This is a genomic window from uncultured Merdimmobilis sp. (genome assembly GCF_902471145.1).
Taxonomy (GTDB): Bacteria; Bacillota; Clostridia; order Oscillospirales; family Ruminococcaceae; genus Merdimmobilis; species Merdimmobilis hominis.
Window position 1 is genome coordinate 1 of record NZ_CABRJC010000011.1, and the last position, 24,859, is coordinate 24,859.

At 54.7% G+C, this 24,859-nt stretch carries 24 protein-coding genes, 3 tRNA genes, 1 pseudogene and 1 other annotated feature; of the genes and pseudogenes, 15 read left to right on the forward strand and 13 right to left on the reverse strand.

Going from position 1 to position 24,859, the window contains the following annotated elements:
* A pseudogene (locus RDQ42_RS06515) lies at positions 1-184 on the reverse strand (collagen-like protein); the annotation flags it as partial.
* 356 nt (positions 185-540) lie between these two features.
* A complete protein-coding gene (locus RDQ42_RS06520; RefSeq protein ID WP_231358564.1) occupies positions 541-1,173 on the reverse strand; it encodes a superoxide dismutase in 633 nt (210 codons plus the stop codon).
* A gap of 202 nt (positions 1,174-1,375) precedes the next feature.
* Here RDQ42_RS06520 and RDQ42_RS06525 point away from each other — a divergent pair, with 202 nt between their 5' ends.
* Positions 1,376-2,551, forward strand: coding sequence for a M20 family metallopeptidase (locus tag RDQ42_RS06525; RefSeq protein ID WP_231358563.1), 1,176 nt, complete (start codon positions 1,376-1,378; stop codon positions 2,549-2,551).
* Between the two features lie 83 nt (positions 2,552-2,634).
* On the opposite strand, the gene RDQ42_RS06530 is transcribed toward RDQ42_RS06525, so the two are convergent.
* The 3 genes from RDQ42_RS06530 to RDQ42_RS06540 all read right to left on the reverse strand — a co-directional run bounded on the left by RDQ42_RS06530 (position 2,635) and on the right by RDQ42_RS06540 (position 4,809).
* On the reverse strand, positions 2,635-3,585 hold the full coding sequence (locus RDQ42_RS06530) for a 2-hydroxyacid dehydrogenase (protein WP_054330863.1): 951 nt from the start codon (positions 3,583-3,585) through the stop codon (positions 2,635-2,637).
* 105 nt (positions 3,586-3,690) lie between these two features.
* Positions 3,691-3,945 (reverse strand): hypothetical protein, encoded by a 255-nt coding sequence (locus RDQ42_RS06535; protein ID WP_152916793.1) that lies wholly within the window; start codon positions 3,943-3,945, stop codon positions 3,691-3,693.
* Positions 3,946-4,732: 787 nt separating this feature from the next.
* Positions 4,733-4,809: transfer RNA gene (locus RDQ42_RS06540), tRNA-Pro, on the reverse strand.
* 486 nt (positions 4,810-5,295) lie between these two features.
* Between RDQ42_RS06540 and RDQ42_RS06545 the strand changes: the two genes are divergently transcribed.
* From RDQ42_RS06545 to RDQ42_RS06580, 8 genes are all read left to right on the forward strand, one after another.
* Positions 5,296-6,675: an aspartate ammonia-lyase gene (locus RDQ42_RS06545; RefSeq protein WP_308588461.1), complete on the forward strand. Its 1,380-nt coding sequence runs from the start codon at positions 5,296-5,298 to the stop codon at positions 6,673-6,675.
* A 371-nt stretch (positions 6,676-7,046) separates the two neighbouring features.
* Positions 7,047-7,559: a MarR family winged helix-turn-helix transcriptional regulator gene (locus RDQ42_RS06550; protein WP_054330866.1), complete on the forward strand. Its 513-nt coding sequence runs from the start codon at positions 7,047-7,049 to the stop codon at positions 7,557-7,559.
* Between the two features lie 407 nt (positions 7,560-7,966).
* Positions 7,967-9,703, forward strand: a complete 1,737-nt coding sequence (locus tag RDQ42_RS06555) for an ABC transporter ATP-binding protein (protein WP_308588463.1) — start codon at positions 7,967-7,969, stop codon at positions 9,701-9,703.
* A 22-nt stretch (positions 9,704-9,725) separates the two neighbouring features.
* Positions 9,726-11,603 carry an ABC transporter ATP-binding protein gene (locus RDQ42_RS06560; RefSeq protein WP_308588471.1) on the forward strand — a complete coding sequence of 626 codons (1,878 nt, stop codon included), beginning with the start codon at positions 9,726-9,728 and terminating at the stop codon, positions 11,601-11,603.
* A gap of 110 nt (positions 11,604-11,713) precedes the next feature.
* Positions 11,714-12,079 (forward strand): hypothetical protein, encoded by a 366-nt coding sequence (locus RDQ42_RS06565; protein WP_071427267.1) that lies wholly within the window; start codon positions 11,714-11,716, stop codon positions 12,077-12,079.
* A gap of 97 nt (positions 12,080-12,176) precedes the next feature.
* On the forward strand, positions 12,177-13,547 hold the full coding sequence (locus tag RDQ42_RS06570; RefSeq protein WP_071427266.1) for a CCA tRNA nucleotidyltransferase: 1,371 nt from the start codon (positions 12,177-12,179) through the stop codon (positions 13,545-13,547).
* Positions 13,532-13,888 carry a DUF6054 family protein gene (locus RDQ42_RS06575; protein WP_054330868.1) on the forward strand — a complete coding sequence of 119 codons (357 nt, stop codon included), beginning with the start codon at positions 13,532-13,534 and terminating at the stop codon, positions 13,886-13,888. The genes RDQ42_RS06570 and RDQ42_RS06575 overlap by 16 nt, the downstream gene beginning before the upstream one ends.
* 54 nt (positions 13,889-13,942) lie before the next feature.
* The gene (locus RDQ42_RS06580; RefSeq protein ID WP_054330869.1) at positions 13,943-14,389 is read left to right on the forward strand and encodes a GatB/YqeY domain-containing protein; all 447 of its coding nucleotides are present in this window, start codon (positions 13,943-13,945) and stop codon (positions 14,387-14,389) included.
* A gap of 54 nt (positions 14,390-14,443) precedes the next feature.
* Here RDQ42_RS06580 and RDQ42_RS06585 read toward each other — a convergent pair whose 3' ends face one another.
* Both RDQ42_RS06585 and RDQ42_RS06590 read right to left on the reverse strand, forming a co-directional pair.
* Entirely contained in the window at positions 14,444-14,635 is a 192-nt protein-coding gene (locus RDQ42_RS06585) for a ferredoxin (RefSeq protein WP_054330870.1), read from the reverse strand.
* 17 nt (positions 14,636-14,652) lie between these two features.
* A complete protein-coding gene (locus tag RDQ42_RS06590; RefSeq protein WP_153801611.1) occupies positions 14,653-14,805 on the reverse strand; it encodes a hypothetical protein in 153 nt (50 codons plus the stop codon).
* Positions 14,806-15,030: 225 nt separating this feature from the next.
* Here RDQ42_RS06590 and RDQ42_RS06595 point away from each other — a divergent pair, with 225 nt between their 5' ends.
* Positions 15,031-15,513 carry a C-GCAxxG-C-C family protein gene (locus tag RDQ42_RS06595; protein WP_231358560.1) on the forward strand — a complete coding sequence of 161 codons (483 nt, stop codon included), beginning with the start codon at positions 15,031-15,033 and terminating at the stop codon, positions 15,511-15,513.
* Positions 15,514-15,544: 31 nt separating this feature from the next.
* On the opposite strand, the gene RDQ42_RS06600 is transcribed toward RDQ42_RS06595, so the two are convergent.
* The 4 genes from RDQ42_RS06600 to RDQ42_RS06615 all read right to left on the reverse strand — a co-directional run bounded on the left by RDQ42_RS06600 (position 15,545) and on the right by RDQ42_RS06615 (position 18,922).
* A complete protein-coding gene (locus tag RDQ42_RS06600) occupies positions 15,545-16,399 on the reverse strand; it encodes a MetQ/NlpA family ABC transporter substrate-binding protein (RefSeq protein ID WP_231358559.1) in 855 nt (284 codons plus the stop codon).
* A 31-nt stretch (positions 16,400-16,430) separates the two neighbouring features.
* Positions 16,431-17,111: a methionine ABC transporter permease gene (locus RDQ42_RS06605; RefSeq protein WP_054330872.1), complete on the reverse strand. Its 681-nt coding sequence runs from the start codon at positions 17,109-17,111 to the stop codon at positions 16,431-16,433.
* Entirely contained in the window at positions 17,099-18,133 is a 1,035-nt protein-coding gene (locus RDQ42_RS06610) for a methionine ABC transporter ATP-binding protein (protein ID WP_054331241.1), read from the reverse strand. Before RDQ42_RS06610 ends, RDQ42_RS06605 begins: the two co-directional genes overlap by 13 nt.
* Positions 18,134-18,230: 97 nt before the next feature.
* Positions 18,231-18,491 (reverse strand) — a binding site (T-box leader).
* A gap of 140 nt (positions 18,492-18,631) precedes the next feature.
* Positions 18,632-18,922 (reverse strand): DUF4491 family protein, encoded by a 291-nt coding sequence (locus RDQ42_RS06615; RefSeq protein WP_071428398.1) that lies wholly within the window; start codon positions 18,920-18,922, stop codon positions 18,632-18,634.
* Between the two features lie 185 nt (positions 18,923-19,107).
* On the opposite strand from RDQ42_RS06615, the gene RDQ42_RS06620 reads away from it, so the two are divergent.
* A tRNA-Pro gene (locus tag RDQ42_RS06620) sits at positions 19,108-19,184 on the forward strand.
* 481 nt (positions 19,185-19,665) lie between these two features.
* Here the strand turns inward: RDQ42_RS06620 and RDQ42_RS06625 are convergent.
* Positions 19,666-19,742, reverse strand: a tRNA-Pro gene (locus tag RDQ42_RS06625).
* 126 nt (positions 19,743-19,868) lie between these two features.
* Entirely contained in the window at positions 19,869-20,348 is a 480-nt protein-coding gene (locus RDQ42_RS06630; protein WP_054330873.1) for a YbaK/EbsC family protein, read from the reverse strand.
* Between the two features lie 569 nt (positions 20,349-20,917).
* On the opposite strand from RDQ42_RS06630, the gene potA reads away from it, so the two are divergent.
* The 4 genes from potA to RDQ42_RS06650 are packed head-to-tail and all read left to right on the forward strand — an operon-like array spanning position 20,918 to position 24,816.
* Positions 20,918-21,967, forward strand: coding sequence for a spermidine/putrescine ABC transporter ATP-binding protein (gene potA, locus RDQ42_RS06635; protein WP_071427264.1), 1,050 nt, complete (start codon positions 20,918-20,920; stop codon positions 21,965-21,967).
* Positions 21,964-22,776, forward strand: coding sequence for an ABC transporter permease (locus RDQ42_RS06640; protein WP_071427263.1), 813 nt, complete (start codon positions 21,964-21,966; stop codon positions 22,774-22,776). The genes potA and RDQ42_RS06640 overlap by 4 nt, the downstream gene beginning before the upstream one ends.
* Entirely contained in the window at positions 22,773-23,591 is an 819-nt protein-coding gene (locus tag RDQ42_RS06645) for an ABC transporter permease (RefSeq protein ID WP_071427260.1), read from the forward strand. The genes RDQ42_RS06640 and RDQ42_RS06645 overlap by 4 nt, the downstream gene beginning before the upstream one ends.
* 1 nt (position 23,592) lies before the next feature.
* Positions 23,593-24,816, forward strand: coding sequence for a PotD/PotF family extracellular solute-binding protein (locus RDQ42_RS06650; protein WP_071427259.1), 1,224 nt, complete (start codon positions 23,593-23,595; stop codon positions 24,814-24,816).
* Positions 24,817-24,859 lie beyond the last annotated feature (43 nt).

A 24,859-nucleotide genomic window follows, 5' to 3' on the forward strand; every position in this document is an offset into this window, starting at 1 on the left:
CACCCGTCGCACCGGTAGGACCAGTTGCGCCAGTAGGCCCGGTCACACTGGCGCCAGTTGCACCAGTGGCACCGGTTGCACCCCGGGGGATAGTAAAGGAGAGCACGGCATTGCTGGCGGTACCTACGTTGACTACGCTGGCTGGGGTGCCAGGCTCACCAGTGGTCACGGTACCGATAGCCACAGTGGCATTTTCACCGGCAGGGCCCTGTGGGCCTACAGGCCCCGGGCAGCAGCAGACCGACGGGCAGGGCGGAGGACACGGCCTAGGGCAGGGAGGAGGACAACAGCCATCGTTGGGACGATATATATTCAAATCAAATACCCCCATTTGGATAAAATTTTGGATTACTCCACTGCCAGTATATGAAAATCCAAAAAAGTTGCTACAGCAAAAGAGGGTTTTTTCTCGGCTGTGGGAAAAAATCTGTCTTTTCAAGGGGAGAAAATCCTCTTTTTATCGAAGTGGCACCCATGGGATCCCTCCCGTGGGGAAAAGAAAACAACCGGAGCTCATCCTTTGAGCTCCGGTTGGAATGGTTAGCGCGCGATGCCGTTTTGGAAGGCGTTGTACTCCACCACCCGCCAATCGATAAGGGGGAACCACTGATCTAGGTATTCGGCCCGGCGGTTTTGGTACTGGAGGTAGTAGGCGTGTTCCCAGACGTCCACCAGAAGGAGGGGCCGCAGCCCTTGGGGAAGCGGCGTGTCCTGATTGGCGGTGGAGAGGATTTTGAAATCCCCTTTGGGGTCTTGGACCAGGTAGGCCCAACCGGACCCGAAGCGGGCTAGGGCCGCCGCCTTCAGCTGCTTCTGGAATTCCTCCAGGGAGCCGAAGCAGCGGTTCAGTTCCCGCTCCATCCGCGGGGAGGGGGAGTTCTTATCCCCGGTCATACACCGGAAATACAGCTGGTGGTTGTACACGCCGCCGGCGTTGTTGCGCACTCCGGTGGCAGCTTGAGGCGGCAGGGAGCCGTAATCAGCGCAGAGGCGTTCCAAGGTCCAGTCTTGAAACTGGGGATAGGGTTCCAGCGCCTTGTTGAGATTATCCACATAGGTTTGCAGGTGCTTGTCGTGGTGGAAGTGGAGGGTGGTCTCGTCGATGTTGGGGGAGAGGGCGTCATAGCTGTAAGGCAGGGGTTCCAGCTGAAAGGGGTAACGGGAGTTTTCCATAAAATCAAATCCTTTCCCATGGGTATTTCCCCAATAGTTTTTGCAGTTGCGGCTGGAATATCAGCAAATAAAGGAAATTGAGCTGTGAACAATTAGACAATTTTAACACGGTAAACAATTGACCAAGCGGCGGAAACCTGCTACAATAAGACCGTCCCCAAACGAGACAAATTTAGTCGAGAAAAGAAACGGAGAAAACACAATGAGCGATTTGATGAAACGAGCCGAGGAACTCAAAGACGTGATTGTCAAGGATAGAAGAACCATCCATGAGACTCCTGAAATCAACGCTGAGCTCCCCGAGACCACAAAATATGTGATCAAGTGCCTCAAGGAGATGGGGTACGAGCCCAAGGAAATCTGCAACTGCGGCGTAGTGGCCACCACCACCCCCAAGCCCGGCAAGGTGCTGCTGCTGCGGGCCGATATGGATGCCCTGCCCATGCAGGAGACCAGCGGTGTGGATTTTGCCTCGAAAAACAACTACGCCCACACCTGCGGCCACGACTGCCACACCGCCATTCTTCTGGGCGCTGCCCGCCTGCTGAAAGAGCGGGAGGACGAGCTGGAGGGCACTGTGAAATTCATGTTCCAGCCCGATGAAGAGGGCCTGACCGGCGCCCAGGCTATGATCGACGCCGGCGTTATGGAAAACCCCAAAGTGGACGGCGCCTTTGGCATGCACATCACCGGCGAGGGCCTGCCCTGCGGCCACATCGGTTTCCATGAGGGGCCCTTCATGGCTTCCTCTGACCGGTTTACCATCACCATCCACGGCAAAGGCGGCCACGGCGCTTACCCCCACACCAACATCGACCCCATCAATGTTGCGGCTCATACCCATATCGCATTGCAGGAGATCATCAGCCGTGAAGTCAACACCGCGGAACCCGCCGTGCTGACCATCGGCTCCATCCATGCCGGCGACGCCCCCAACATCATCCCCGAGTATGCGGTGATGGAGGGTTCCATCCGCACCTACAACAACGATGTGCGGGAGTACATCAAATCCCGCCTGGTGGAGATCGCCCAGTACACTGCCCTGAAATTCCGCTGCACCGCTGAGGTAGTGTACACCGGCGGCGTCTGCCCGCTGATCAATGAGAGCGCCTTCACCAAGGAGATGCACGGCTACATCAGCGACTTCCTGGGTGTGGACAAGCTCCACGAGATCCCCGCAGTCATGGGCTCTGAGGACTTCGCCCTGCTGACCGGCCTGGTGCCCGGCGCCTTCTTCAACATCGGCGCTGAGGTTGCTGACCCTGAGGGCCGTTACTCCTGCCACAACCCCAACGTGGTCTTTGACGAGAGCGCCCTGCCCATCGGCGCCGCCACCTTTGCCAACTGTGCCATCCAGTGGCTGAAACACAACAAATAACCTGGTAAAACGGCGAAAGAGGCCGGCCCAATTTGGGCCGGCCTCTTATTATTATGCGGGGACTTTGGAAAAGATGCCAGGGGTTAACCTACTACATTGATGGGGTTTCCCGCCAAATACGCATCGATATTCTTTTTGAGGAGGGAGAGGAGCCGCTGCCGGGTCTCCAGCCCTTTCCAGCCCATGTGGGGAGTCAGGATGACATTCTCCATGGTGTAAAGGGGGTTGTCCTCTGCCGGGGGCTCAGTCTCCTGGACATCCAGCGCCGCGCCTGCGATAACCTTGTTTTGCAGTGCCTCAATGAGGGCGGCCTCATCCACCAACGGCCCCCGGGAGGTGTTGATCAGATAGGCAGAGGGCTTCATCAGAGCGAGGGCTTCCTTGTTGATGATGTGGTGGGTGGAGGGCAACAGCGGGCAGTGGAGGGTGACATAGTCGCTTCTGCGCAGCAGCTCCTCCAGGCTGACAAAGTGGACCCCATCGGCGTCCTCCTGTGCAGGCACCGTGTAAGAGATAACCTCCATCCCCAGGGCCTGGGCGATCTTGATGACCTCTTTTCCGATGTTGCCTGCGCCGATGACCCCCAGGGTCTTGCCGTTGACCTCGGTATGGGAAACCTGGAGGCACTTGGTGAAGTTGTCGTGATTGCCCCGGGTGAGCATCGCCTGCTGGATTTGCAGGGAAGAACTCAGGTTCAGAAGCAGGGCGATGGCGGTGTGGGCCACCCGCTGGGTGCTGTAAGCGGGGATGTTGCAAACGGTGATCCCCTTCTTTTTGGCGGCAGCTAAGTCGATGTTGTTGTAGCCGGTGCCGGCCTCGCAGAGCAGTTTAACCGAATCGGGGAACTGAGCGATCAGTTCCGCTCCCACGGGGATTTCCTTGGTGACCACGATGTCATACCCTTGAATCCTCTGGAGGAATTCCTCCGGCTGGGTGTCATCGTAGACGGTGGTGTGGGGGGTCAGGGAACTAAAATCCACATTGCCATCAAAGTTGGTTTTTTCTGCGTTGAGAACTACTACTTTGTCGTTCATCTTCATCATCCTCTTGTCAGTTTTGGAGAATTGTCCTACCTTTTATTATACCGGCCCTGGGAAGGGCATGTCAACGCAAAGAGGGACTTGTTTGGCGGGGCGGCATTACTCCTTGGCCTTTCCGAAGTTGTACCGATAGTTGACCCAGGTAAAACAGAGGATTTCCAGGAACAGAAATCCCAATAAAAAGTAGACTGCTAGGGAGGAGTGGGTTTTGTATTCATATACCCATGCGGCGATCAGCACGAAGGTACTGATTGCCCGGGAGGTATAATCATAAAGCTTGGAATCCCGGAATTTGTCTTTGGGCCGGAACCAGGCGTTGTGGGTCCGCAGCAGCCAGAGGACTCCCCACCACAAGAGAAATCCCCCCGCCAGCCATGGGAGCCAACCCACTTGATTCCAACAGACTATGAGAAGAGAGAACGCACAAAAACCCAATGAAATCAGATGTTCGGCAAGGAATTGCAGTTTATCTTTTCTGCGGTTGTCTTCCATTTACAATCCCTCCTTCATCGCTCCTCGGGAAGGAGCAATTTGTAGAAGTTGTGCGAGTTTAAAACGACTGGGGAATAGGGGTTCGCTCGTAAAACATACAGGAAAAAGCGATGTTGCCGTAAGGAAACAGCAAAAAAACCCTTTGTATGGATAATATGACACGGCAGTTCTCCCCCTTTCTGGCATGGCAGATGGCAGCGATATACACTATAACTTTATTATACCATAAAGTCTGTATAAATTGGGAAAACTCGGCTTGGTTTTACCCTTGTAACGGGAGCACAGCGCTGGGGGAGAAAAGGCCACTGCCCCCTGGCATCCTGGGCGGGGATCCGCTATTTGATGCGGATTGGCCGCCACGAAACGCTTCTTTGAGGAGGGCCACTGGTTTGTAGAGGGGAAGGACGCCCCAGAGAGGGAATAAAAAATCCCCCGGCCAGATGATATATCTGGTCAGGGGATTTCTTGCTGTCAATCAAAGCATGCCATTGGACAGCAAAAATGCAATAGTCTTGACTTGCATCTTTACAAAAAACACCCTGTTTTTGCCCTGTTTTTGCCCTGTTTTGGCAAGGGTATAAGCCGTTTTAGAAGATAAGAAAAACCCGCTAAAGGCTGATTCTAAAGCCATTTAACGGGTTTTTTCTGTTGGTCGAGATGACAGGATTCGAACCTGCGGCCTCTGCGTCCCGAACGCAGCGCTCTACCAAACTGAGCCACATCTCGGTATGGAAATATAAGATAGCTGTATTATGATATACCAAATTTGGGCAAATGTCAACCCTCCCGGTTAAAACGTCCGGCTGTATAGTGGACGTTAACATTCTTTTAAAAACCATGGAATAATCTGGAACCCCAAGTTTCCCATTTTTCCACGGCTTTGCATATCCTGTTTAGGGGGCCGGCACCCCTATCTTTCAAAACTTTACTTCGATAAATGAAGGTGGCATGAGGGATCATGCCGCCTTTTTTGTGGATATGTTGAGGATCGCCCCCTCAAATTGAAGGAATCCCTTCACATAAAGAATGATTTGAGATATTTTACACAGAAAATAACCGACAAAATTAGGAGATATCACAGCAAAATTTCCAAAAGAACCCCTTGCTTTTTACAAGTTGGGGGACTATAATGAAGAAAATGACGCAAATCATGCATCAAAAACATGAATTCACATTTTTTGAAAGAGAAATTTCAATAAGGGAGAGAGCGATATGGCATTTCGTACCGAAAGCGATTCCATCGGCAGCAAACAGATCCCCGCTGAGGCTTACTATGGGGTTCAGTCCCTGCGCGGCGCGGAGAATTTCCACATCACCGGCGCAAAACTCCACCCCGAATTTATCAACAGTTTGGCGGCCATTAAAAAAGCTTCTGCGTTGAACAACCTAGCGGTGGGCGAATTGGACAAGTCCATCTGCGACGCCATCTGCCAGGCCTGCGATGAGATTATGGCCGGTCAGTTCCACGATCAGTTTATCTGTGATGCCATCCAGGGGGGAGCCGGCACCACAGCCAATATGAACGCCAACGAAGTCATCGCCAACCGCGCCATTGAAATCCTCGGAGGTACGAAAGGCGATTACAGCGTGGTTCATCCCAACGACCACGTCAACCGCGCCCAGTCCACCAACGATGTCATCCCCACCGCGGGCAAAATCACCACCATTAAATTGCTGCAGGCCGCTGTCAAAGAACTCCAGCGGCTGGAGAAATCCCTGGCGGCCAAAGAGAAGGAGTTCGACTCGGTGGTGAAGATGGGCCGCACCCAGATGCAGGATGCCGTCCCGATCCGTTTGGGCCAGGAATTCGGCGCCTACCGCTCGGTAGTCGCCCGCGACCTGAAACGGTTCAGCGAGCTGATGCCCTATCTGTACAGCATCAACATGGGCGGCACCGCCATTGGCACCTGCCTCAACGCCAACCGGGGTTATGTGGGCCACATTGCTGTCACCCTGGGGGAGATCACCGGCCTGCCCTTGGTCAAAGCCGACGACTTGGTGGATGCCACCCAGCATGTAGATGTGTTTGCCCAGGTCTCCGGGGTGCTGCGCACCTGCGCCCTGAGCCTTTCCAAAATGGCCAATGACCTGCGCCTGATGTCCTCCGGCCCCCGCACCGGCTTTGGCGAGATCAACCTGCCTGCCAAACAAAACGGTTCTTCCATCATGCCCGGCAAGGTAAACCCGGTCATCCCCGAAGTGATGAGCCAGGTGGCCTTCAATATCATTGGCAACGATGTGGCCATCACCATGGCAGCGGAAGGCGGACAGCTGGAGCTCAACGCCTTTGAGCCGGTGATCTACTACAACCTGTTCGAATCCATCATGACCTTGACCAATGGGGTCAATACCTTCATTGACAACTGCATTGACGGCATCACTGCCAACGAGAAGCATTGCGCCGATCTGGTCCACGGCAGCGTGGGCATTATCACCGCCATCTGCCCCAAGGTGGGGTATCAGCTGGCGGCCAGCATTGCCAAAGAAGCCATCAAAACTGGGGCCTCGGTCCGGGAACTGCTGGAACGGGAGAACATCTTCTCCAAAGAGGAGCTGGACGAAATCCTGGACGTCTATGCCATGACCAAATAACCAGACCAATCGACAACAATAGGGGCGGGGGAATTTCCCCCGCCTTTTTCTTTTTCTCAGGTTTGGGAACAGATTCTCTCTACTGGTAAAATTTTAACCGTTTTTTCACAGGATTGTGTTATAATAATCTCAAAGGGCGATGATTCGTCAAAAAGCCTTTGTCCATTGCCGCAAGCAAAGCCTATGGCATGCTATGAGTTGCTGTTGGGATGGAATCCCTCCCTCCTGCCGTGTACCGGCAGCGCAATTCTTTGAGGGCATAGCCCATCCCGACGCGAAGTGTCAACGGGCTTTTTCTAGCCTATGGGAATTTTATGCCACAATAAAAACTATAATCAGCAGCGGTTTGCAAAGAAAGGGGGGGAGAGAAGATGCCGCCTTATCGGGATTCGGATATGATCCATATGTTTGGGGCGCTGATGCGTACCCACGACATCCTTCTCAACAGAATTTTAAACCGCTATGGGCTGTACAAAAGCCAGCCCTTTATCCTGGAATTGTTGGAACGTTACCCGGGAATCACCCAGCAAGAGCTAGCCGATTGCCTGAAGGTGAGCAAGGCCACCATTGCAGCCTCCCTTAAGCGGATGGAGAAGGTGGGTTTTGTACAGCGGGCTCCTGATCCCCAAGATACCCGCCGCAACCGGATCACCATCACCGAGCTGGGGCGCAAAGCCTCCCACGACTGCCGCCAGGAGGTAGATCACCTGCGGGATACGCTGTTTTCCCAGGTGACCCCCCAGGATGAAGAACTGCTCACTGACCTGCTGCGCCGGATGTACGAGAGCCTCAACCGCCTCCGGGAGGAGGATGAAGACACGGAAGGGATGCGGCCGCGGAACCACCACCAGAACCCGCGCTGGGAGGAAGGACCGGACATGTAGCTGCGTCCAAGTTTGGCAAGACATCCGCGATAAAACGGACATATTTCAATGGAAACAGCCCCTTGAAAAAGGAGCTGTTTTTATCTTTGGTAGCCCTGTTGAGGGATTGGGGAGTTTAGGCGCCAAAAAACGATGTTCGCTTTATAGGGAAAGCGGCTTGGGGCAGGGCGTCTACCGCCAAAAAATATTCTTGTAAGTCCTACGGCAAGGGGCTAGATGCACAAAATTTGCTGTCCAATAGGTTTGATATCGACTACTTTTTAGGCACATATGATCATTTTGTGAATTCGTATCTGTGCGTATTGACAATTAAAATCCGGTGAAGTAGAATAGGATAACAATAAATAGTAAGTCGGCTTACCAAATTGTAAGCCCTTCCTAACATTAAAGAGATATGGGGTGAAAATATGATAAAAAAATTTGCGCCCTACCTATCCAAGTATAAAAAATGGGTGGGTATGGGCTGCCTGTGCGGCATTATGGAGGCAGTGTTTGAGATGCTGATTCCTTTGGTGATGGCAAACATTGTGGATGTGGGCGTGCAGAACCACGACGCGGCCTACACCATCCGCATGGGTTTGCTGATGGCCGCAATGGCTGTAGTATCCATGGGGTTTGGCATGGGTTTGGCCCGCTGCTCCTCCATCGCTGGGCAGAGCTTCGGCGCCGAGCTGCGGGAAGCCCAGTACAATAAAATCCAGGAGTATTCTTTCAGCAACATTGAACGGTTCAGCACCGCCTCGCTGATCACCCGCCTGACCAATGACGTCAACGCCATGCAGATGAGTATCACCATGGGCATGCGGATTCTGGTTCGCGCCCCTGTGATGCTGGTCAGCGCCCTCTTTTTGGCGGTGATGATCAACGCCAAGCTGGCCATGGTGTTCCTGGTGGCCATCCCGGTATTGCTGGGGTCGCTTTATTTCATCATAAGCCACGTGCGCAAACGCTTTGGCATTCTCCAGGGCCGGATTGACAACATGAACACCGCTGTGCAGGAGAACCTGATCGGCATCCGTACGGTAAAGGCCTTTGTCCGGGAGGATTTTGAGCGCAAAAAGTTTGAGACCGCCAACGGCAACCTGCGCAAGGCTTCGGAAGAGGCTTTCGGGTTTGTGGTTCTCAACATGCCGGTGATGCAGATGGTCATGTTCTCCACCATCATCGCCATCCTGTGGTTTGGCGGCGGAATGGTGTACACCGGCGCGCTGCAGGTGGGCAAACTGACCAGCTTCATCACCTATGTGACCCAGATTTTGATGTCCTTGATGATGGTCTCCATGATCTTCATGATGCTTTCCCGGTCGGTGGCATCCGCCCGCCGTATCCTGGAAGTGCTGGAAGAGGTCCCCGATATCAACGACGACGCCTGCGACCCACAAGCACAGGTGGCCGACGGCTCGGTGGTCTTCGACCATGTGAACTTCAGCTATGATGGAAAAGAGGACGATCTGGTTCTCACCGACGTCAACCTCACCATCCCCTCCGGCTCTACAGTGGGCATTTTGGGGGGCACCGGTTCGGCCAAGACCACCTTGGTGCAGCTGATCCCCCGCCTGTACGACGTCACCTCCGGCCGGGTGCTGGTGGGCGGTCGGGATGTGAGGGACTACAGCCTGGAACACCTGCGCAACACCGTCGCCATGGTGCTCCAGCAGAACACCTTGTTCTCCGGCACAATCCGGGAAAACCTTTTGTGGGGGGATGAATCGGCCAGCGACGAAGAGATCTGGGCGGCCTGTCAGGCGGCCTGCGCCGATGAGTTCATCAGCCGGATGCCCCAGGGATTGGAAACTGACCTGGGCCAAGGCGGCGTCAACGTCTCCGGCGGCCAGAAACAGCGGCTCTGCATCGCCCGTGCCATCCTGAAGAAGCCTAAGGTTCTCATCTTGGACGACAGCACCAGCGCCGTGGACACCGCCACCGATGCCAAAATCCGCCGGGCCTTCCGGGAGGATCTCTCCGGCACCACCAAGATCATTATCGCTCAGCGGGTCAGTTCCATCAGCGACGCCGACCAGATCATCGTGCTGGATGACGGTCATGTGGCGGCCCATGGCACCCACGAGGAGTTGATGGAAAGCTGCGATATTTACCGCGAGGTCTATCAATCTCAACAGGAAGGAGCTGGTTTGAGTGAGTAACAATACCAAAACTGCCGCACCTATGCGCGGACCCGGCAACGGACCGGGCAAACACGGGTATGCGCGCCCTCAGAACATGGGAAAAACTCTCCGCTTCCTGATGGGGTATATCGGCAAACACAAGCTGCTGCTGGTGGTAGTCATTGTATGCCTGTTTGCCAGCTCCTTTGCCATGGTGGCGGGGAACTACTTCCTGCGGCCATTGATCAACAATTACATCCTGCCCGGCGATTTTGCCGGTTTGGCCAAGATGCTGACGGTGATGGCCCTAGTTTACCTGACCGGTGCCTGCTGTTCCTACGCATACGCCCGCATTATGGTTCACATCTCCCAGCAGACGGTGTATGAGATGCGCCGGGACTTGTTTGACAAGATGGAACAGCTCCCCCTGAGCTATTTCGACAGCCACACCCACGGCGAATTGATGAGCCGTGTCACCAACGATATCGACACCGTCAGCGAGGCGGTCAACAACAGCTTCGCCTCGCTGATCTCCAATGGGCTGACTTTTGTTGGCACCCTTTCTATGATGGTCTTCCTAAGCCCTGGGCTCACCCTGATTTCCCTGGGCTTTTTGGGGCTCATGCTCCTGCTCATCAAAGTCATCGGCGGTAAGAGCCGGTTTTACTTTGGCCAGCAGCAGCAAAAGCTGGGCAATGTAAATGGATACATCGAAGAGATGATCGAGGGCCAGAAGGTCATTAAGGTCTTCTGCCATGAAGAAGAGGCTAAAGCCCAGTTTAAGGAGCGCAACGATGCGTTGCGCCAAGCGGCCATCAGCGCCCAGAGCTATTCCGGCATCATGATGCCTATGATGGGCAACCTCTCCCACGTCAACTACGCAGTCACCAGCTGTGTCGGCGGCCTGATGGCCATTGCCGGCGGCTTGGACCTGGGTTCCCTGATTTCCTACCTCCAGTACACCCGTCAGGTGGCGAACCCCATTTCCCATCTATCCCAGCAGATTAACACCATTCTGGCGGCTTTGGCCGGCGCGGAGCGGGTGTATGAAGTGATGCAGGTGGAGCCGGAAGTGGACGAAGGCACCGTCACCCTCACCGAGGCCATCCGCAAAGAGGACGGCACCCTGGAGGAAACCAGCGAACACACCGGCATTTGGGCCTGGAAAGCCCTAGGCCCCGCCGGTACTGTGGTGCTGGAGCCGGTTCTGGGGGATGTGCGGTTCCACAACGTGGTGTTTGGCTACAACAAGGATAAGACCATCCTCCACGACATCAGCCTGTTTGCCAAACCCGGCCAGAAAATCGCCTTTGTGGGTTCCACCGGTGCGGGCAAAACCACCATCACCAACCTGATCAACCGGTTTTATGAAATCCAGTCGGGCACCATCACCTACGACGGAATCGATGTCCGGCTGATTGAAAAGGACTCCCTGCGCCGCTCCTTGGGGATCGTCTTGCAGGATACCCACCTGTTCACCGGAACCATCGCCGACAACATCCGCTACGGCAAGCTGGATGCCACCGACGAAGAGGTGGTCGCCGCGGCCAAACTGGCCAACGCCCACGCCTTTATCAAGCACCTGCCCCAGGGGTATGACACCGTCCTCACCGGGGATGGCGACAACCTCTCCCAAGGCCAGCGGCAGCTGCTGTCCATCGCCCGGGCAGCGGTGGCCAACCCGCCTGTGCTGATTTTGGATGAGGCCACCAGCTCCATCGACACCCGGACCGAGAAGCTTATCGAGAAGGGCATGGACCGCCTGATGGCCGGCCGGACGGTGTTTGTCATCGCCCACCGCCTCTCCACTGTGCGAAATGCCAAGGCCATCATGGTCTTGGAGCAGGGGGAGATCATCGAGCGGGGCACCCATGAGGAGCTCCTGGAGAAAAAGGGCCGGTACTACCAGCTCTACACCGGCAAAGCCGAATTGGAGTAAAAAAGATCCCTCGCTGCGGCGGGGGATTTTCTTTTTTTGCTCGGTTGTGAAAAGCCTGGCGGTGTGGTACTATAAGACCGTAGAATTGTATCGGAAGGGGGAGCGCTGTTGTGAGAGGAGCTGTCAAAATTGTGGTTTGCATAGCTTTTGCTGCGGCAATTGCCGCTTCGTTCTTCCTAGGAAGCTACAAAAAGGAGCAGGAGTATACCGAAAGTAGAATACAGCGCTGTAACACGCTAATTCTGTTTGCGATTGATAAAGCTGAGAAGGAGGATCTGTCCAATCAGGAGACGATGAAGGCACTAATTAGCAACATCTATGCCGCTTACGAACTTTGTGACAACCCCATTGGAGCGCAGCAGCTGCATGATTTGTGGAATACCATGATTTTTGAAGGTGAAACCTATATTGGCAAAGAGGATATGTTGGCTGACCAGCTGAGAGGTATTTTAAATAGAATGCAGGCAGCGGAATAACAACCCAAAACTTTTGAAGGAAAAGAGAGCTTGCACCCGGACTTTTCAACAAACCGGGGGAAGTGTATAATAGGAACGGTAATAAGGGGGATGAGACATGTTTTTGCCAGTAGGGGTATCGGGCCTTTTGGAGGCGCTGGAAACAGCCGGATTTGCCGCCTATGCGGTGGGCGGCTGTGTCCGGGACAGCCTTTTGGGCCGAGTCCCCCAGGATTGGGACATCGCCACCTCTGCCCGCCCGGAGGAGGTGCTGGCCCGGTTCCCCCACGCCATACCTACCGGTATCGCCCACGGCACTGTTACAGTGGTGTGGGAGGGGGAGCCCTTTGAAGTGACCACCTTCCGGGCGGAGAGCGCCTACACCGACCACCGCCATCCGGATCAGGTTCGGTTTGTCCCGGATTTGGAGGCGGACCTGGCCCGGCGGGATTTCACCGTCAATGCCATGGCATGCCGCCGGGATGGGCAGGTGATCGACCGGTTCGGCGGCCGGGAAGATCTAAAAAATGGGATCATCCGCTGTGTGGGGGACCCAGGGGAACGGTTCCGGGAGGACGCCCTCCGGATCCTGCGGGCGCTGCGGTTCGCCGCCTGCTATGGGTTTCGGCTGGAGGAAAAAACTTCTGCCGCGGTGCTGGAATCCCGGGAACTCCTCTGTTATGTGGCGGCGGAACGGATCTGGGCAGAGTTTTCACGCCTTCTCTGCGGCATAGACGCCGGTCGGGTGCTGAGGGAGTTCCCTCAGGTGATTTTTGCAATTTTGCCAGAGCTTTTCCCAATGGAGGGATTTTTGCAGTACAACCCTCACCACGACCGGGATGTGTGGGAGCACACCTGTGCCGCAGTGGAGGCATCCTCTCCTGAATTGGCAGTGCGCCTTGCCATGCTGCTTCATGATTGCGGCAAGCCCGGCTGTTTCACCTTGGACGGAGAGGGAACAGGACACTTCTATGGCCACGCTCAAAAAAGCTTGGAACTGGCTGGGACGGTGCTGAGGCGGTTGCGGGTTCCCCGTTTATTGGGGGAACGGGTACTTCTCCTCATCCATCTTCACGACCGGCCGGTGTTCCCGGAGGAGAGGTGGGTCAAGCGCCAGCTGGGCCGCTGGGGGGAGGAGGTCTTTTTCCAGTGGCTGGCGGTCAAGGAGGCGGATACCCTGGCGCAAGCCCTGGCTTTCCAGCCGCCCCGTTTGGCAAACCTCCGGGAGGTGGAGGCCGCCGCCCAAGCCGTTTTGCGGGAAGGGCAGTGCTTCAGCCTCAAACAGCTGGCGGTCACCGGCTGCGATCTGTTGCAGCTGGGCATCCCCCAAGGGCCTCAAGTGGGGGCGCTGCTGGAACAGTTGGTTCAGGCGGTCATCGACGGCCAGGTGGAAAATCAGAAAGAAACCCTGCTGGCTTATGTGGCGTTCCTGTCCACAAGCACAGGGGAGGAGCCGGGAAAAGGAGGGAACCCATGGCCCAATATGTAACCGATTTCCCTGGGAATTTGGATGTGTTTTCCCAGGAGCTGCAAAACGGGATACTAGGGGGGAGCGCCTCCGCCAGTTTGGAGGAGGAAAGCCGCTGCCGTATCGGCAATGTGCGATGCTGTGTCCAGGCATACGAGCGCTACAGTTACACTGGGGGCAATCGGGTCAGCCTGGGGGTCACTATGCTGGAATCGGAGGGGAAGATCCACCTTGTAGCCATCGCCACCGGCGGCAGCCAGGCGATGTTCTTCAAAATCAACACCTTTGGCGAGGAGGCCTTTTTGGAACAGTTGGTGGAGGTGGTGGAACGGTTCCGGTCGGCAGCGGCGATCCCTCGTTAAAAATCCAATGCATTTATTTAATATGTAACCTATTTGACAGGAGGTTGTTTCCCTATGGCAAAGACCCAAGAAGTGCAGAAACAAATGATGATGGCGCTGAAAAACAAGGAGCACGCCCGAAAGGACGCACTGTCCCTTCTCCTCTCCGCCCTGAAGGCCAAGGCCAAGGACAAGCGGGAGGATTTGACCGAGGAGGAGGAAGACGCCATCATCCTCAAGGAGATCAAGCAGGTCAAGGAAACACTGGAGAGCGCCGCCGGCCGCCAGGACATCATCGAGGAATGCGAGTTCAAATTGAAGGTCCTCTCCGAGTTCGCCCCCCAAAGCATGAGCGAGGAGGAGATCCGGGCGGCGGTGGAATCGGTGCTGTCCAGCCTTGGCATTGAGGTGCCCACCGTCAAGGAGAAGGGCCTCATTATGAAAAATCTGATGCCTTTGGTGAAAGGCAAAGCCGATGGCAAGCTGGTCAACCAGGTAGTGGAGGGCTTTTTCCAAAAATAAAGCAAGCAAAACAGGGGAGGATACCTATATCCTCCCCTGTTTTTGTTTCAAAGATTACTCCTCTACTGTGATGACCGAGACAGGGCAGCTCTCCTGGGCAGTGATGGCCCCTTGTTTGGCTTCTTTGGGCACAGGGCTTTGGTGGACAGCGGCAATGCCGTCCTCCGCCATGCAGAAAACTTCTGGGCAGAGTTCCACGCAAAGGCCGCAGGAGATACAGCCCTCCCGGTTGATATGAGCGAACATACAATCACATCCTTTGGTTACAGCGTTTCTTTGAGATGCTCGGCCACCTGCATCAGTTCCCCCAGGGTGGAAATCTCCACATTGGACTGGAGAATGAACATCTGCACATGGTTGGGCAGGGAATTGAAATAGGCGGAAAGGTCGGAATTTGCCTGATAATACTCTTGCATTTAATCACCCTGCATTAGTTTGTGCGCCGATGGCACAGCCATGCCCGGCAAATTTCGGGGAACTGGCGAGAAAACCTTGGCAAAATCCATTGCATACCTTCTGGGAATGTGATACAATACCCATGAAATTCATAGATAAAATAAATTAAAATTATAAAATACATAATATTTTACCTATGATAAAAATGACGGATACCTTTCCGCCAATCAAAGGGGAGAATGAAGTTGGAAAAAAGTAGAGTGGAATTGGCGGCAAAGCGCCATGCGGGAGGCTATAACTGCTGCCAGGCGGTGGTCTGCACCTATTGCGATTTGTTGGGGATGGATGAAGTGACTGCGTTCCGCGCGTCGGAGGGGTTTGGCCTGGGAATCGCCGGCATGCAGGAGACCTGCGGCAGCGTTTGTGCCATGGTGTTTTTGGCGGGCCTCCGGAACAGCGATGCCAACCTGCAAAAGCCCGCAACTAAATTGGCGACCTTTGCTTTGGGCCGCCAGATGGCCGAATCCTTTGCAGAGAAGAACAGAACGGTGGCCTGCAAGGTGCTCCGGGGGACCGATGGGGTCACTGACCGGCTGCGCAGCTGCCGCGGCTGTGTCATCGACTGCGCCCGGATTGTGGAAGAGACCCTTTTCCCCGGAAAATTCGCGGCCTATGAAGGCCCGGAGGATGAATCCCCAATATCCAACCAAAAAGGCACCAGCTTATAGCCGGTGCCTTTTTTCGCGCAGGACATAAAAGTTATTGGTTGGTCCAAGCGGGGAGGTAGGAGCCTTTGTAAGTTTCTTCGATCACCTTGGCCACAGCGTCGGTGTGGTAGGTGTCCACCACTTTTTTGTACACCTCATTGTCTTTATCTGCAGTGCGGGCGACGATGACGTTGATAAAGGGGTTGTTCTCCGTTTCGCTGCTGTCGGTGGACTCCAGGAAGATGGCATCCTGGGCGGGGATCAACCCAGCGTCCACTGCATGGCCGCCGTTGATCACTGCGATAGCTACGTCAGGCAGAAGGCTGGGGGTCTGGGCAGCTTCCACCTCATAGATATCCAGGTTTAGGGGATTCTCGACGATGTCGGCCTTGGTGCCCAGGTACCCCACCTCTGGGTCCATCTTCAAAAGGCCGGCGGATTCCAGCAGCTTGAGGGCGCGGCCGCCGTTGGTGGCGTCGCTGGGGATGGCCACTTTATCCCCCTCCTTGACCTGGGAGACCTCCTGGACGTTGACCGAGTAGATGCCTAAGGGGGCGATGATGGTCTCGCCAATCACTGTCAGATCCAGGTTCTTTTCCTCGATTTCCTTGTTTAGAAAGGCGTAGTGCTGGAAGCTGTTTAGGTCGATGTCCCCATCGGCCAAAGCCTGGTTGGGCAGGCTGTACTCGCTGAATTTGACCAGTTCAATCTCAATGTTGTCCGCAGCGAGGGCAGCTTTTACTGGCTCCCACTGCTCGCTGTTCTCCCCGACAACGCCGATCTTGACGACGGTTTTGCCACCCTCCCCAGAGGAGGAATTTTCAGCGGGTTTTCCGGAACAGGCGGTGAAAGAAAGAGCTAGGGCTGCGGCCAACAGGGCGGATGCGAGGCGTTTCGTGGTTTTCATAATGGATTCTCCTTTTTTCATTGGTTTTGGATTAATGGGTGGTTTTCTTGATGATATAATTGCCGATCCCTTGGATCAGGCTGATCATGAGAAGGATGATCACCACAGTGACATAGGTGATGTCCACCATGTTGCGCTGGTGGCCGTAGCGGATGGCGAAGTCCCCTAGGCCGCCGCCGCCCACAGCGCCAGCCATGGCGGTGAGGCCAACCAAGCTGACAAAGGTGATGGTGGTTGCCCGGACGATGCCCGGCACGCTCTCCTTGAGATAGACCCGGAAGATGATCTCCCAGGGGCTGGAGCCCATGGCCTGGGCGGCTTCGATGAGGCCCTTGTCCATCTGGGCTAAGGCAGTCTCAATCTGCCGGGCGAAGAAGGGCACGGTGCCGAAGATCAAAGGCAGGATGGCCCCCTTGGTGCCGATGGCAGTCCCCACCACCGCGCGGGTGAGGGGGATGAGGGCGCCGATGAGGATGATGAAGGGGATGGAGCGGAACAGGTTGATTACCCGGTCCAATGTAGTGTATACCAGTTTGTTTTCCAGGATGTTGCCCGGTTTGGTGACGGTGAGCACCACCCCCAGCACCATGCCGATGACAAAGGAGATCGCGCCGGAAAAGGCGATTAAATACAAGGTCTGCTGAAAGCTTTTGACCAGTTCGGGCACCCGGTCAAGGACGTTGGGGATCAGGCTTGCGATTACTTCTGGCATTGTTTGAGTACCTCCACTTCTACCTTTTGCTGCCGCAGATAGGCGATGGCCTGGGCGATGTCCCCCTCCCGGCCGCTGGCAATGATAATGAGCCGGCCCAAGGGGGATTCCTGGATGATTTCAATGGAACCGAAGACGATGTTGCAGTTGATGGAAAACTTCCGGGACACTTCAGAGATCAGCGCTTGGGAGGCCCCCATCCCCAGGTAGGTCAGCTGCAAAATCTGTTCCCCGGGTTTCAAGGCCACCACGGGGGAGCCTTCCCGGTCCAACTCCTCCACCTTCTGGGCCAGGGAGGAGGTGTTGATAAACCCTTGGGTCACCGGGCTCTGTGGGGTGGCGAAAAGGCTGTACACATCCCCTTGTTCAATGACTTCGCCGTGTTCCATCACCGCGGCCCGGTTGCAGATTTCCTTGATCACCGCCATCTCGTGGGTGATGATGACGATGGTCACCCCCAGTTCCCGGTTGACCTGTTTCAGCAGCTTGAGGATGGCAGTGGTGGTCTGGGGGTCCAGAGCGCTGGTGGCCTCGTCGCAGAGGAGGACTTGGGGGTCGGTGGCCAAAGCCCGGGCGATGGCCACCCGCTGCTTCTGCCCGCCGGAGAGCTGGGAGGGGAAGACATCCCGTTTGTCCGAGAGGCCGACCAGCTCCAGCAGGGAGGTGATCTTCTTCTCAATCTCCTCTTTGGGGCGGCCTTTGAGGGGATAGGCGATGTTTTCAAACACTGTGCGGGAGGGCATCAGGTTGAAGTGCTGGAAGATCATCCCGATGTTTTTGCGGGCTTGCCGCAGTTCTTTTTCCGAAAGGCCAGTCAGTTCCACCCCGTCTACGGTGACGGTGCCTTCAGTGGGGGTTTCCAGCAGGTTGATGCAGCGCACCAAGGTGGATTTTCCCGCGCCGGAAAAGCCCATGATACCGAAGATATCCCCCTTGTCGATGGAAAGGGTGACGTGTTTGACCGCTTCCACCACCTTGCCAGGGGTTTCAAACCGTTTGGAGATGTTGCTTAATTGAATCATTGGGTGTGTGCCTCCTTTTGTGATTGGGCAAAATTCAAAGACAAATGTGGGAGCGGCGAAAATCACAATAAAAAAGCCCCCGTCCTCGAAAAACAATTTCAAGGACGAGAGCTAAAATAGCTTCGTGTTACCACCTTAATTCACCCATGCCTCACGGCATGAGCCTTGACAAGTACGGGCCGATGAGCCGATACTCTGACGCGATTACGGGCGCACCCGTCGTATCCTATGCCGGGGAAACCGGCGGTCGGTACGCAGCTCCGAGACCATGTTCAACCACATTCTTTGTACCTCTTTCCACCAGCCGAGGCTCTCTGTGACACGCCTTGTGATCTACTCTTCTCTTCACAGCTTTTGTCTGTGTTGAATTTTTCTACATGATACTGCGTCTTTTGGAATCTGTCAAGAGGTTTTTTTCATCAAGTTTGGAAGGAGAGGGAAGAAATCCTGATAAAAAGGCGTTTGAGCCATAAAAATTTTGTCCTCTCAAAGGATTGGTTACCGGCTGCGCGGCGGATTGTGCCGGGCGGCTCTGGCGCGGTTTCCATGGGAAGAGAGGTCGGAGAGCTCCTTGATGCTCCACAGACAGGTGAAGCCCAGCACTCCCAGTACAGCGGAGAGGAGAGGGGCGGCGGTGCGCAGGGACAGCACCAAGAAGAGAATCCCTGCGGCGAGGAAGGCAACCCAAATTTTGTTGGAAAATTTCTCCTCAGCAAGGACCACCAAGGGGTGGAACAGAGCGATGATGAGGAAGGTGGCAAGGCCGGTCCACAGGCCGATAGTCTGCATGGGAAATCCCCCTTTGGCGAAAATGGTGGGCATTTTTGTGCCGCTTGAGGAAATTGTATGCGGCTGCAGGGGAAAGAATGCGAAAAATTTTTGGAGGAGCAAGGCGAAAATTTGAGAGTTCGCACCAAATCTTGAAAAAAGGGTTGCAACTTGGAGCGAAATGTGGTATCTTAAATAAGCAGTTTCTGGGTATGGCGCAGATTGGTAGCGCGCTACCTTGGGGTGGTAGAGGCCGTGGGTTCAAATCCCGCTACTCAGACCAAAAACCAGGTTCAATTGAGCCTGGTTTTTTTGCTGTATTGGGATATCTATCTAAAGAAAAGCGCCTTTTGGCAATTCTCCCATTTCCTTGAGAATGCTCTCATATCGGCATCAAAAGGCCTGTCTGCAGATCTTCATACTCAGTATTGAGGAGTTTTTGCATGGACGATAAAATTGATATATATTCCCCCAACAGAACTCCCATGTGCTTTCCGTCGTCCATATCGCCTGCAAACTTATATTCTTCATCGGTTTCCACCCAGAGCATCTAAGTGGAAACTCCCAAATCTTAGGGAGCTGGCTGACGGTCACGACATAGTGGGTTCTCCCACTTCTGGATTTCATAGAAAATGCAGCACAGTGTTAACGTCAAGGGAAAATGTATCAATCCTTGGCAGCCGTTATGTTTTACTAAGAAAAACTGTTCCGCGGGGCTGGGGCAAAAAGAAAGCAGCCGGTGTACAAGTGTACACCGGCTGCTTTGGTCTGAGTAGCGGGATTTGAACCCACGGCCTCTACCACCCCAAGGTAGCGCGCTACCAATCTGCGCCATACCCAGAAAGCTTTATTATTATAGCATGGCGCTTTTCAATTTGCAAGCCCTTTTTGCAATTTTTGTCGGGAGAGGGCGTGAGTATTTAAAAATTATGTTGGGAACCGGGCACAACACACATACCTTTACCCTCTATTCTTCTTCCCGCCAGCCTTTGCAGACGTCCACCCACCCGGCGGCCCGGGAATAATCGAACAGCTCCTGAGGGGTTAATTCAATGGCGTTGTGGCTGCTCCCGCAAGCGGGGAACACAGTGGAAAACCGCTGGAGGGAGACATCCAGGTATACCGGAATCCCTTCAGGAAGGGCAAAAGGGCAGACCCCGCCGACAGCGTGACCGGTTTTTTCCAGCGCCTCCTCTGGGGTGAGCATCTTCGCCTTGAGGCCGAATTGGGCTTTATAAGCGCCGTTGTAGAGTTTGGCATCCCCTGCCATCACGATGATCAGTGGGCTTTCTTTCCCTTGAAGGGAAAGGGTTTTGGCAATGCGTGCAGGCTCTACTCCCACTGCTTGGGCAGCCAGTTCCACGGTGGCGGTGGTGGCTTCAAAGGTGAGGATATCCCCACCCCGGCCAAATTGATCCAAATATTCTTTAACTGCTTGGGTAGACATAATAACACGACCATCCTTCGCTTTTACTTTTGTTTGCAGGAGACGCTCGACTGGGCGGGATTCCCGCTGGGAATCGCTTTGCGATTATTGTAGCACAAATTCCCCTGCCTGTGGAAGAGCGGCGGGGAGAATCCGCCTGAATTCGGGAGGAAAAAGCATCCGGTGGAAGGGCAGTGTTCCCTTGCAAAAGGCCACCTTTATAACATTGGGAAAAAAAGGAAAATATGAGTGGTGAAAACCGATGATTCTTAGAGAAAATCAGAGAATTTTTGAGAAAAACAGGTGGTTTTACCCAAAAAATCGGCAGAAATCCCGCAAAATGCAGATAAATATGGATTTTTTGCGAAAAATCATTGACAATTCTAAGAATTATGTTATATTGGTTTTTGCATCTGTGTAAACAGTAAAAATGAGCACAGCGACGTATGTACCGCCTAACAACGGGCGCCGGTTTTCCGGCCGCCACGATTAGAAACTAACCTTTTGCGGGGAGCGGTCAAAAGGCGCTGTGGGCCCATGGGGCCCCGTAGGGGCCGGCAGGGCTAAAAATCCGCAAAGGGGGATGCAGAATGGAAAACTGTATTATCAATTTAAAAGACATCGTCGTCGAATACGACGGCGAGCGTGTACTCAACGGGTTGAACCTGGAGATACACGACAAGGAATTTGTCACGTTCCTTGGCCCCTCCGGTTGTGGGAAAACCACAACGCTGCGAATCATCGGTGGATTTGTGGAGCCAAAGGAAGGCGACATTTTTTTTGACGGGGTGCGGATCAACGACCTACCCCCTCACAAACGCCAGCTGAACACCGTGTTTCAGCGGTACGCCTTGTTCCCGCATTTAAACGTGTATGAAAATGTCGAGTTCGGCCTGAAGTTGCGCAAAATGCCGGAATCGGAGCGCAAACAGCGGGTGCGGGAGATGCTGGAGCTGGTCAACCTCAAAGGGTTTGAGCGGCGCAACATCAACCAGCTTTCCGGCGGCCAGCAGCAGCGGGTAGCCATCGCCCGGGCGCTGGTCAACCATCCCAAAGTCCTATTGCTGGACGAACCCTTGGGCGCCCTTGACTTAAAACTGCGCAAAGAGATGCAGATCGAGCTCAAACGCATCCAGCAGAGCCTGGAGATCACCTTCATCTATGTCACCCATGACCAGGAAGAGGCACTTACCATGTCCGACCGGGTAGTGGTCATGAAGGACGGTTACATCCAGCAGATCGGCACCCCTCAAGACATTTACAACGAACCGGCCAACGCCTTTGTGGCCGACTTCATCGGTGAAAGCAACATCATGGACGGCCTGATGTACGACGATTTTAAAGTGCAGTTTGCCGGCAATGAATTTGAATGTGTGGACAAGGGCTTCGGCCAGATGAAACGGGTGGACGTGGTGGTCCGGCCTGAAGACGTCAAGGTCGTTGCCCCGGATGAGGGCCAGCTCAACGGCGTGGTCAATTCGGTCATCTTCAAAGGCGTTCACTTTGAAATGATGGTGGAGGCCGCTGGCTACAACTGGATGATCCACTCCACCAAAATGGAGGAGCCCGGCTCCATCATCGGCATGCGCATTGACCCCTTCGACATCCACATCATGCACAAGATGGAGGATGAAGAATGAAAAGTAGATACTCTGCCTACCCATACGTAATTTGGATGGTCATCTTTACCGTGGTGCCCCTCCTGTTGGTGGCCGCCTTTGCGATCACCGATTCCTCCGGCGCCTATACGCTGGAAAACATCTCTGCGGTGGGGGAGTACACCCCGGTTTTGATGCGCTCCATCTGGCTGGCGGCCATTGCCACGGTGCTCTGCCTGGTGATCGCCTATCCGTTAGCCTACATTCTGTCGCGGAAAACCGGGAGCCAGCAGCGCACCATGCTGATGCTGGTGATGCTGCCCACCTGGATGAACTTTTTGCTTCGCACCTACGCCTGGATGACCTTGCTGGAAAAAAACGGCATCATCAACCGGCTGCTGGGCTTTATCGGCCTTGGGCCCTTTGAGATGATCAACACCCAGGGTGCCGTGGTGCTGGGCATGGTGTACGACTACCTGCCCTTTATGATCCTGCCCCTGTATTCCATCATGACCAAGATCGACAACAGCGTCATCGAAGCGGCTCAGGACTTGGGGGCCAGCACCCCGCAGATTCTGCGCCGGGTGCTGATCCCCCTGAGCATGCCGGGCATCACCACCGGTATCACCATGGTGTTTGTACCGGCGGTCTCCACCTTTATTATCTCCCGGATGCTGGGCGGCGGCGGCAACCTGCTGATCGGCGACCTGATTGAGCTCCAGTTCCTGGGCAACGCCTACAACCCCAACCTGGGTGCGGCCATCGCCTTGGTGCTGATGGTTCTAATCCTCCTTTGCATGAGCATCACCAACCAGTTTGACGGTGAGGATAAGGAGGATATGATCATATGAAAAAGACTAGCTGGTATTCCAAAGCATATATGTCGGTGGCGCTGGGCTTCCTTTACCTGCCCATCCTGGTGCTGATTGTGTTCTCCTTTAATGAGAGCAAATCCCGCGGGGTGTTCACCGGCTTCACCTTGGATTGGTATGTTAAACTGTTTCACAACGAGATGATCCTCTCCGCCCTGTTCAACACCCTTGTCATCGCGGCTATCGCCTCGGTGGTGGCGACGGTGATTGGCACATTGGCGGCCATCGGAATCAACGGCATGAAAAAATGGGCGAAAAGCCTGGTGATGAACGTCACCTACCTGCCCATCATCAACCCGGAGATTGTCACCGGCGTTTCCATGCTGCTGCTGTTTGTCTTCATCCGGGACAAATTCAACGTGGACATGGAGCTGGGCTTCTTCACCCTGCTTCTGGCCCACATCACCTTCTGCACCCCCTACGTCATCCTCAATGTGCTGCCCAAGCTGCGGCAGATGGACAAACACACCTTTGAGGCGGCCCAGGATTTGGGGTGCAGCCCGGCACAGGCCATCTGGAAGGTGGTCATCCCGGAGATTATGCCCGGCATTATGGCGGGCTTCCTGATGGCGTTCACCTATTCCATCGACGACTTCATCATCTCCTACTTTGTCAGCGGGCCCACCTCCCAGACCTTGCCCATCGCCATCTATTCCATGACTCGGCGCAAGGTCAGCCCCCAGATCAACGCCCTGTCCACCATCATCTTTGTGGTGGTGCTGCTGGTGCTGTTAGGGTCCAACATTGTGGAGGCCCGCCGGGAAAAACGGCTGAACCGGAAGGAGGAGGACTAGGATGAAACGGATTTTTGCCCTCCTTTTGGCCCTCGCATTGGCTGCCGGCCTTTCCAGCGCCGCTTTTGCCTTGGAGGAAGAAGACCTGGATATGGAATACTACACCCGCTTCAAAGGACAGAACATCTCCATCAACGTCTACAACTGGGGCGAGTACATCTCCGATGGGTCGGACGACTCGATGAATGTCAACAAAGAGTTTGAGGAGCTGACCGGCATCAAGGTCAACTACACCAACTTCGCCACCAATGAGGAGCTCTACGCCAAGCTGAAAACCGGCGGCGTCAGCTATGACGTGATCATCCCCTCCGACTACATGGTCGCCAGGATGATCAACGAGGGGATGCTCTCCCCCATAAACTTTGACAACGTCCCCAATTTTAAGCACATCAGCGAAGAGTTCAAGTACCAGCCCTATGACCCGGAGAACCTCTATTCGGTGCCTTATACCTGGGGTGTGGTGGGTATCATCTACAATACCACCCTGGTGGATGAAAGCAAGGATATGGAGACCTGGGACATCCTGTGGGATGCGGACTACGCTGGGGAAATCCTGATGTTCTCCAACCCCAGGGACGCCTTTGGCATTGCCCTGAAAAAATGCGGCTACTCTATGAACCCCGACAGCACCGATCAGCTCCGGGAGGCCACCGAGGCCCTCAAAGACCAGAAGTACCTGGTGCAGGCCTATGTCATGGATGAAATCTTCGACAAGATGACCGGCGGCGAGGCAGCCATCGCCCCCTACTATGCCGGCGATGCGGTCACCATGATCGACGACAACCCCGACCTGGCCTTCGCCATCCCCCGGGAGGGGACCAACCGGTTCCTGGACGCCATGTGCATCCCCAAGGAGGCGAAGAACAAAGAAGCCGCCGAGATGTACATCAACTTTATGTGCGAGCCGGAAGTGGGCGCCGCCAACGCGGAGTACATCGGCTATTCCTCCCCCAACGACGCGGCTTTTGAACTGCTGGATGAGGAGACCCAAGAGAGCCCCATCATCTACCCCAGTGACGAGGTGATCGAGAAATCGGAGTTCTTCAACGAGCTCCCCACCGAGATCAACCTGGCCATGGATAAGATGTGGACCGAAGTGCTCAGCAACGATGAGCAGTACAGCGAGTGGTTTATTCCCATTTTGCTCGTGGTCTGCATCGGCCTCTCCATCGCCATCAATGTGGTGCGCACCTTGCGGCGCAAGCGGGAATCCCGCAATTATTAAACATTTTTTCCCATTTTGAGGAGCCTTCCGGCGGGAAGGCTCC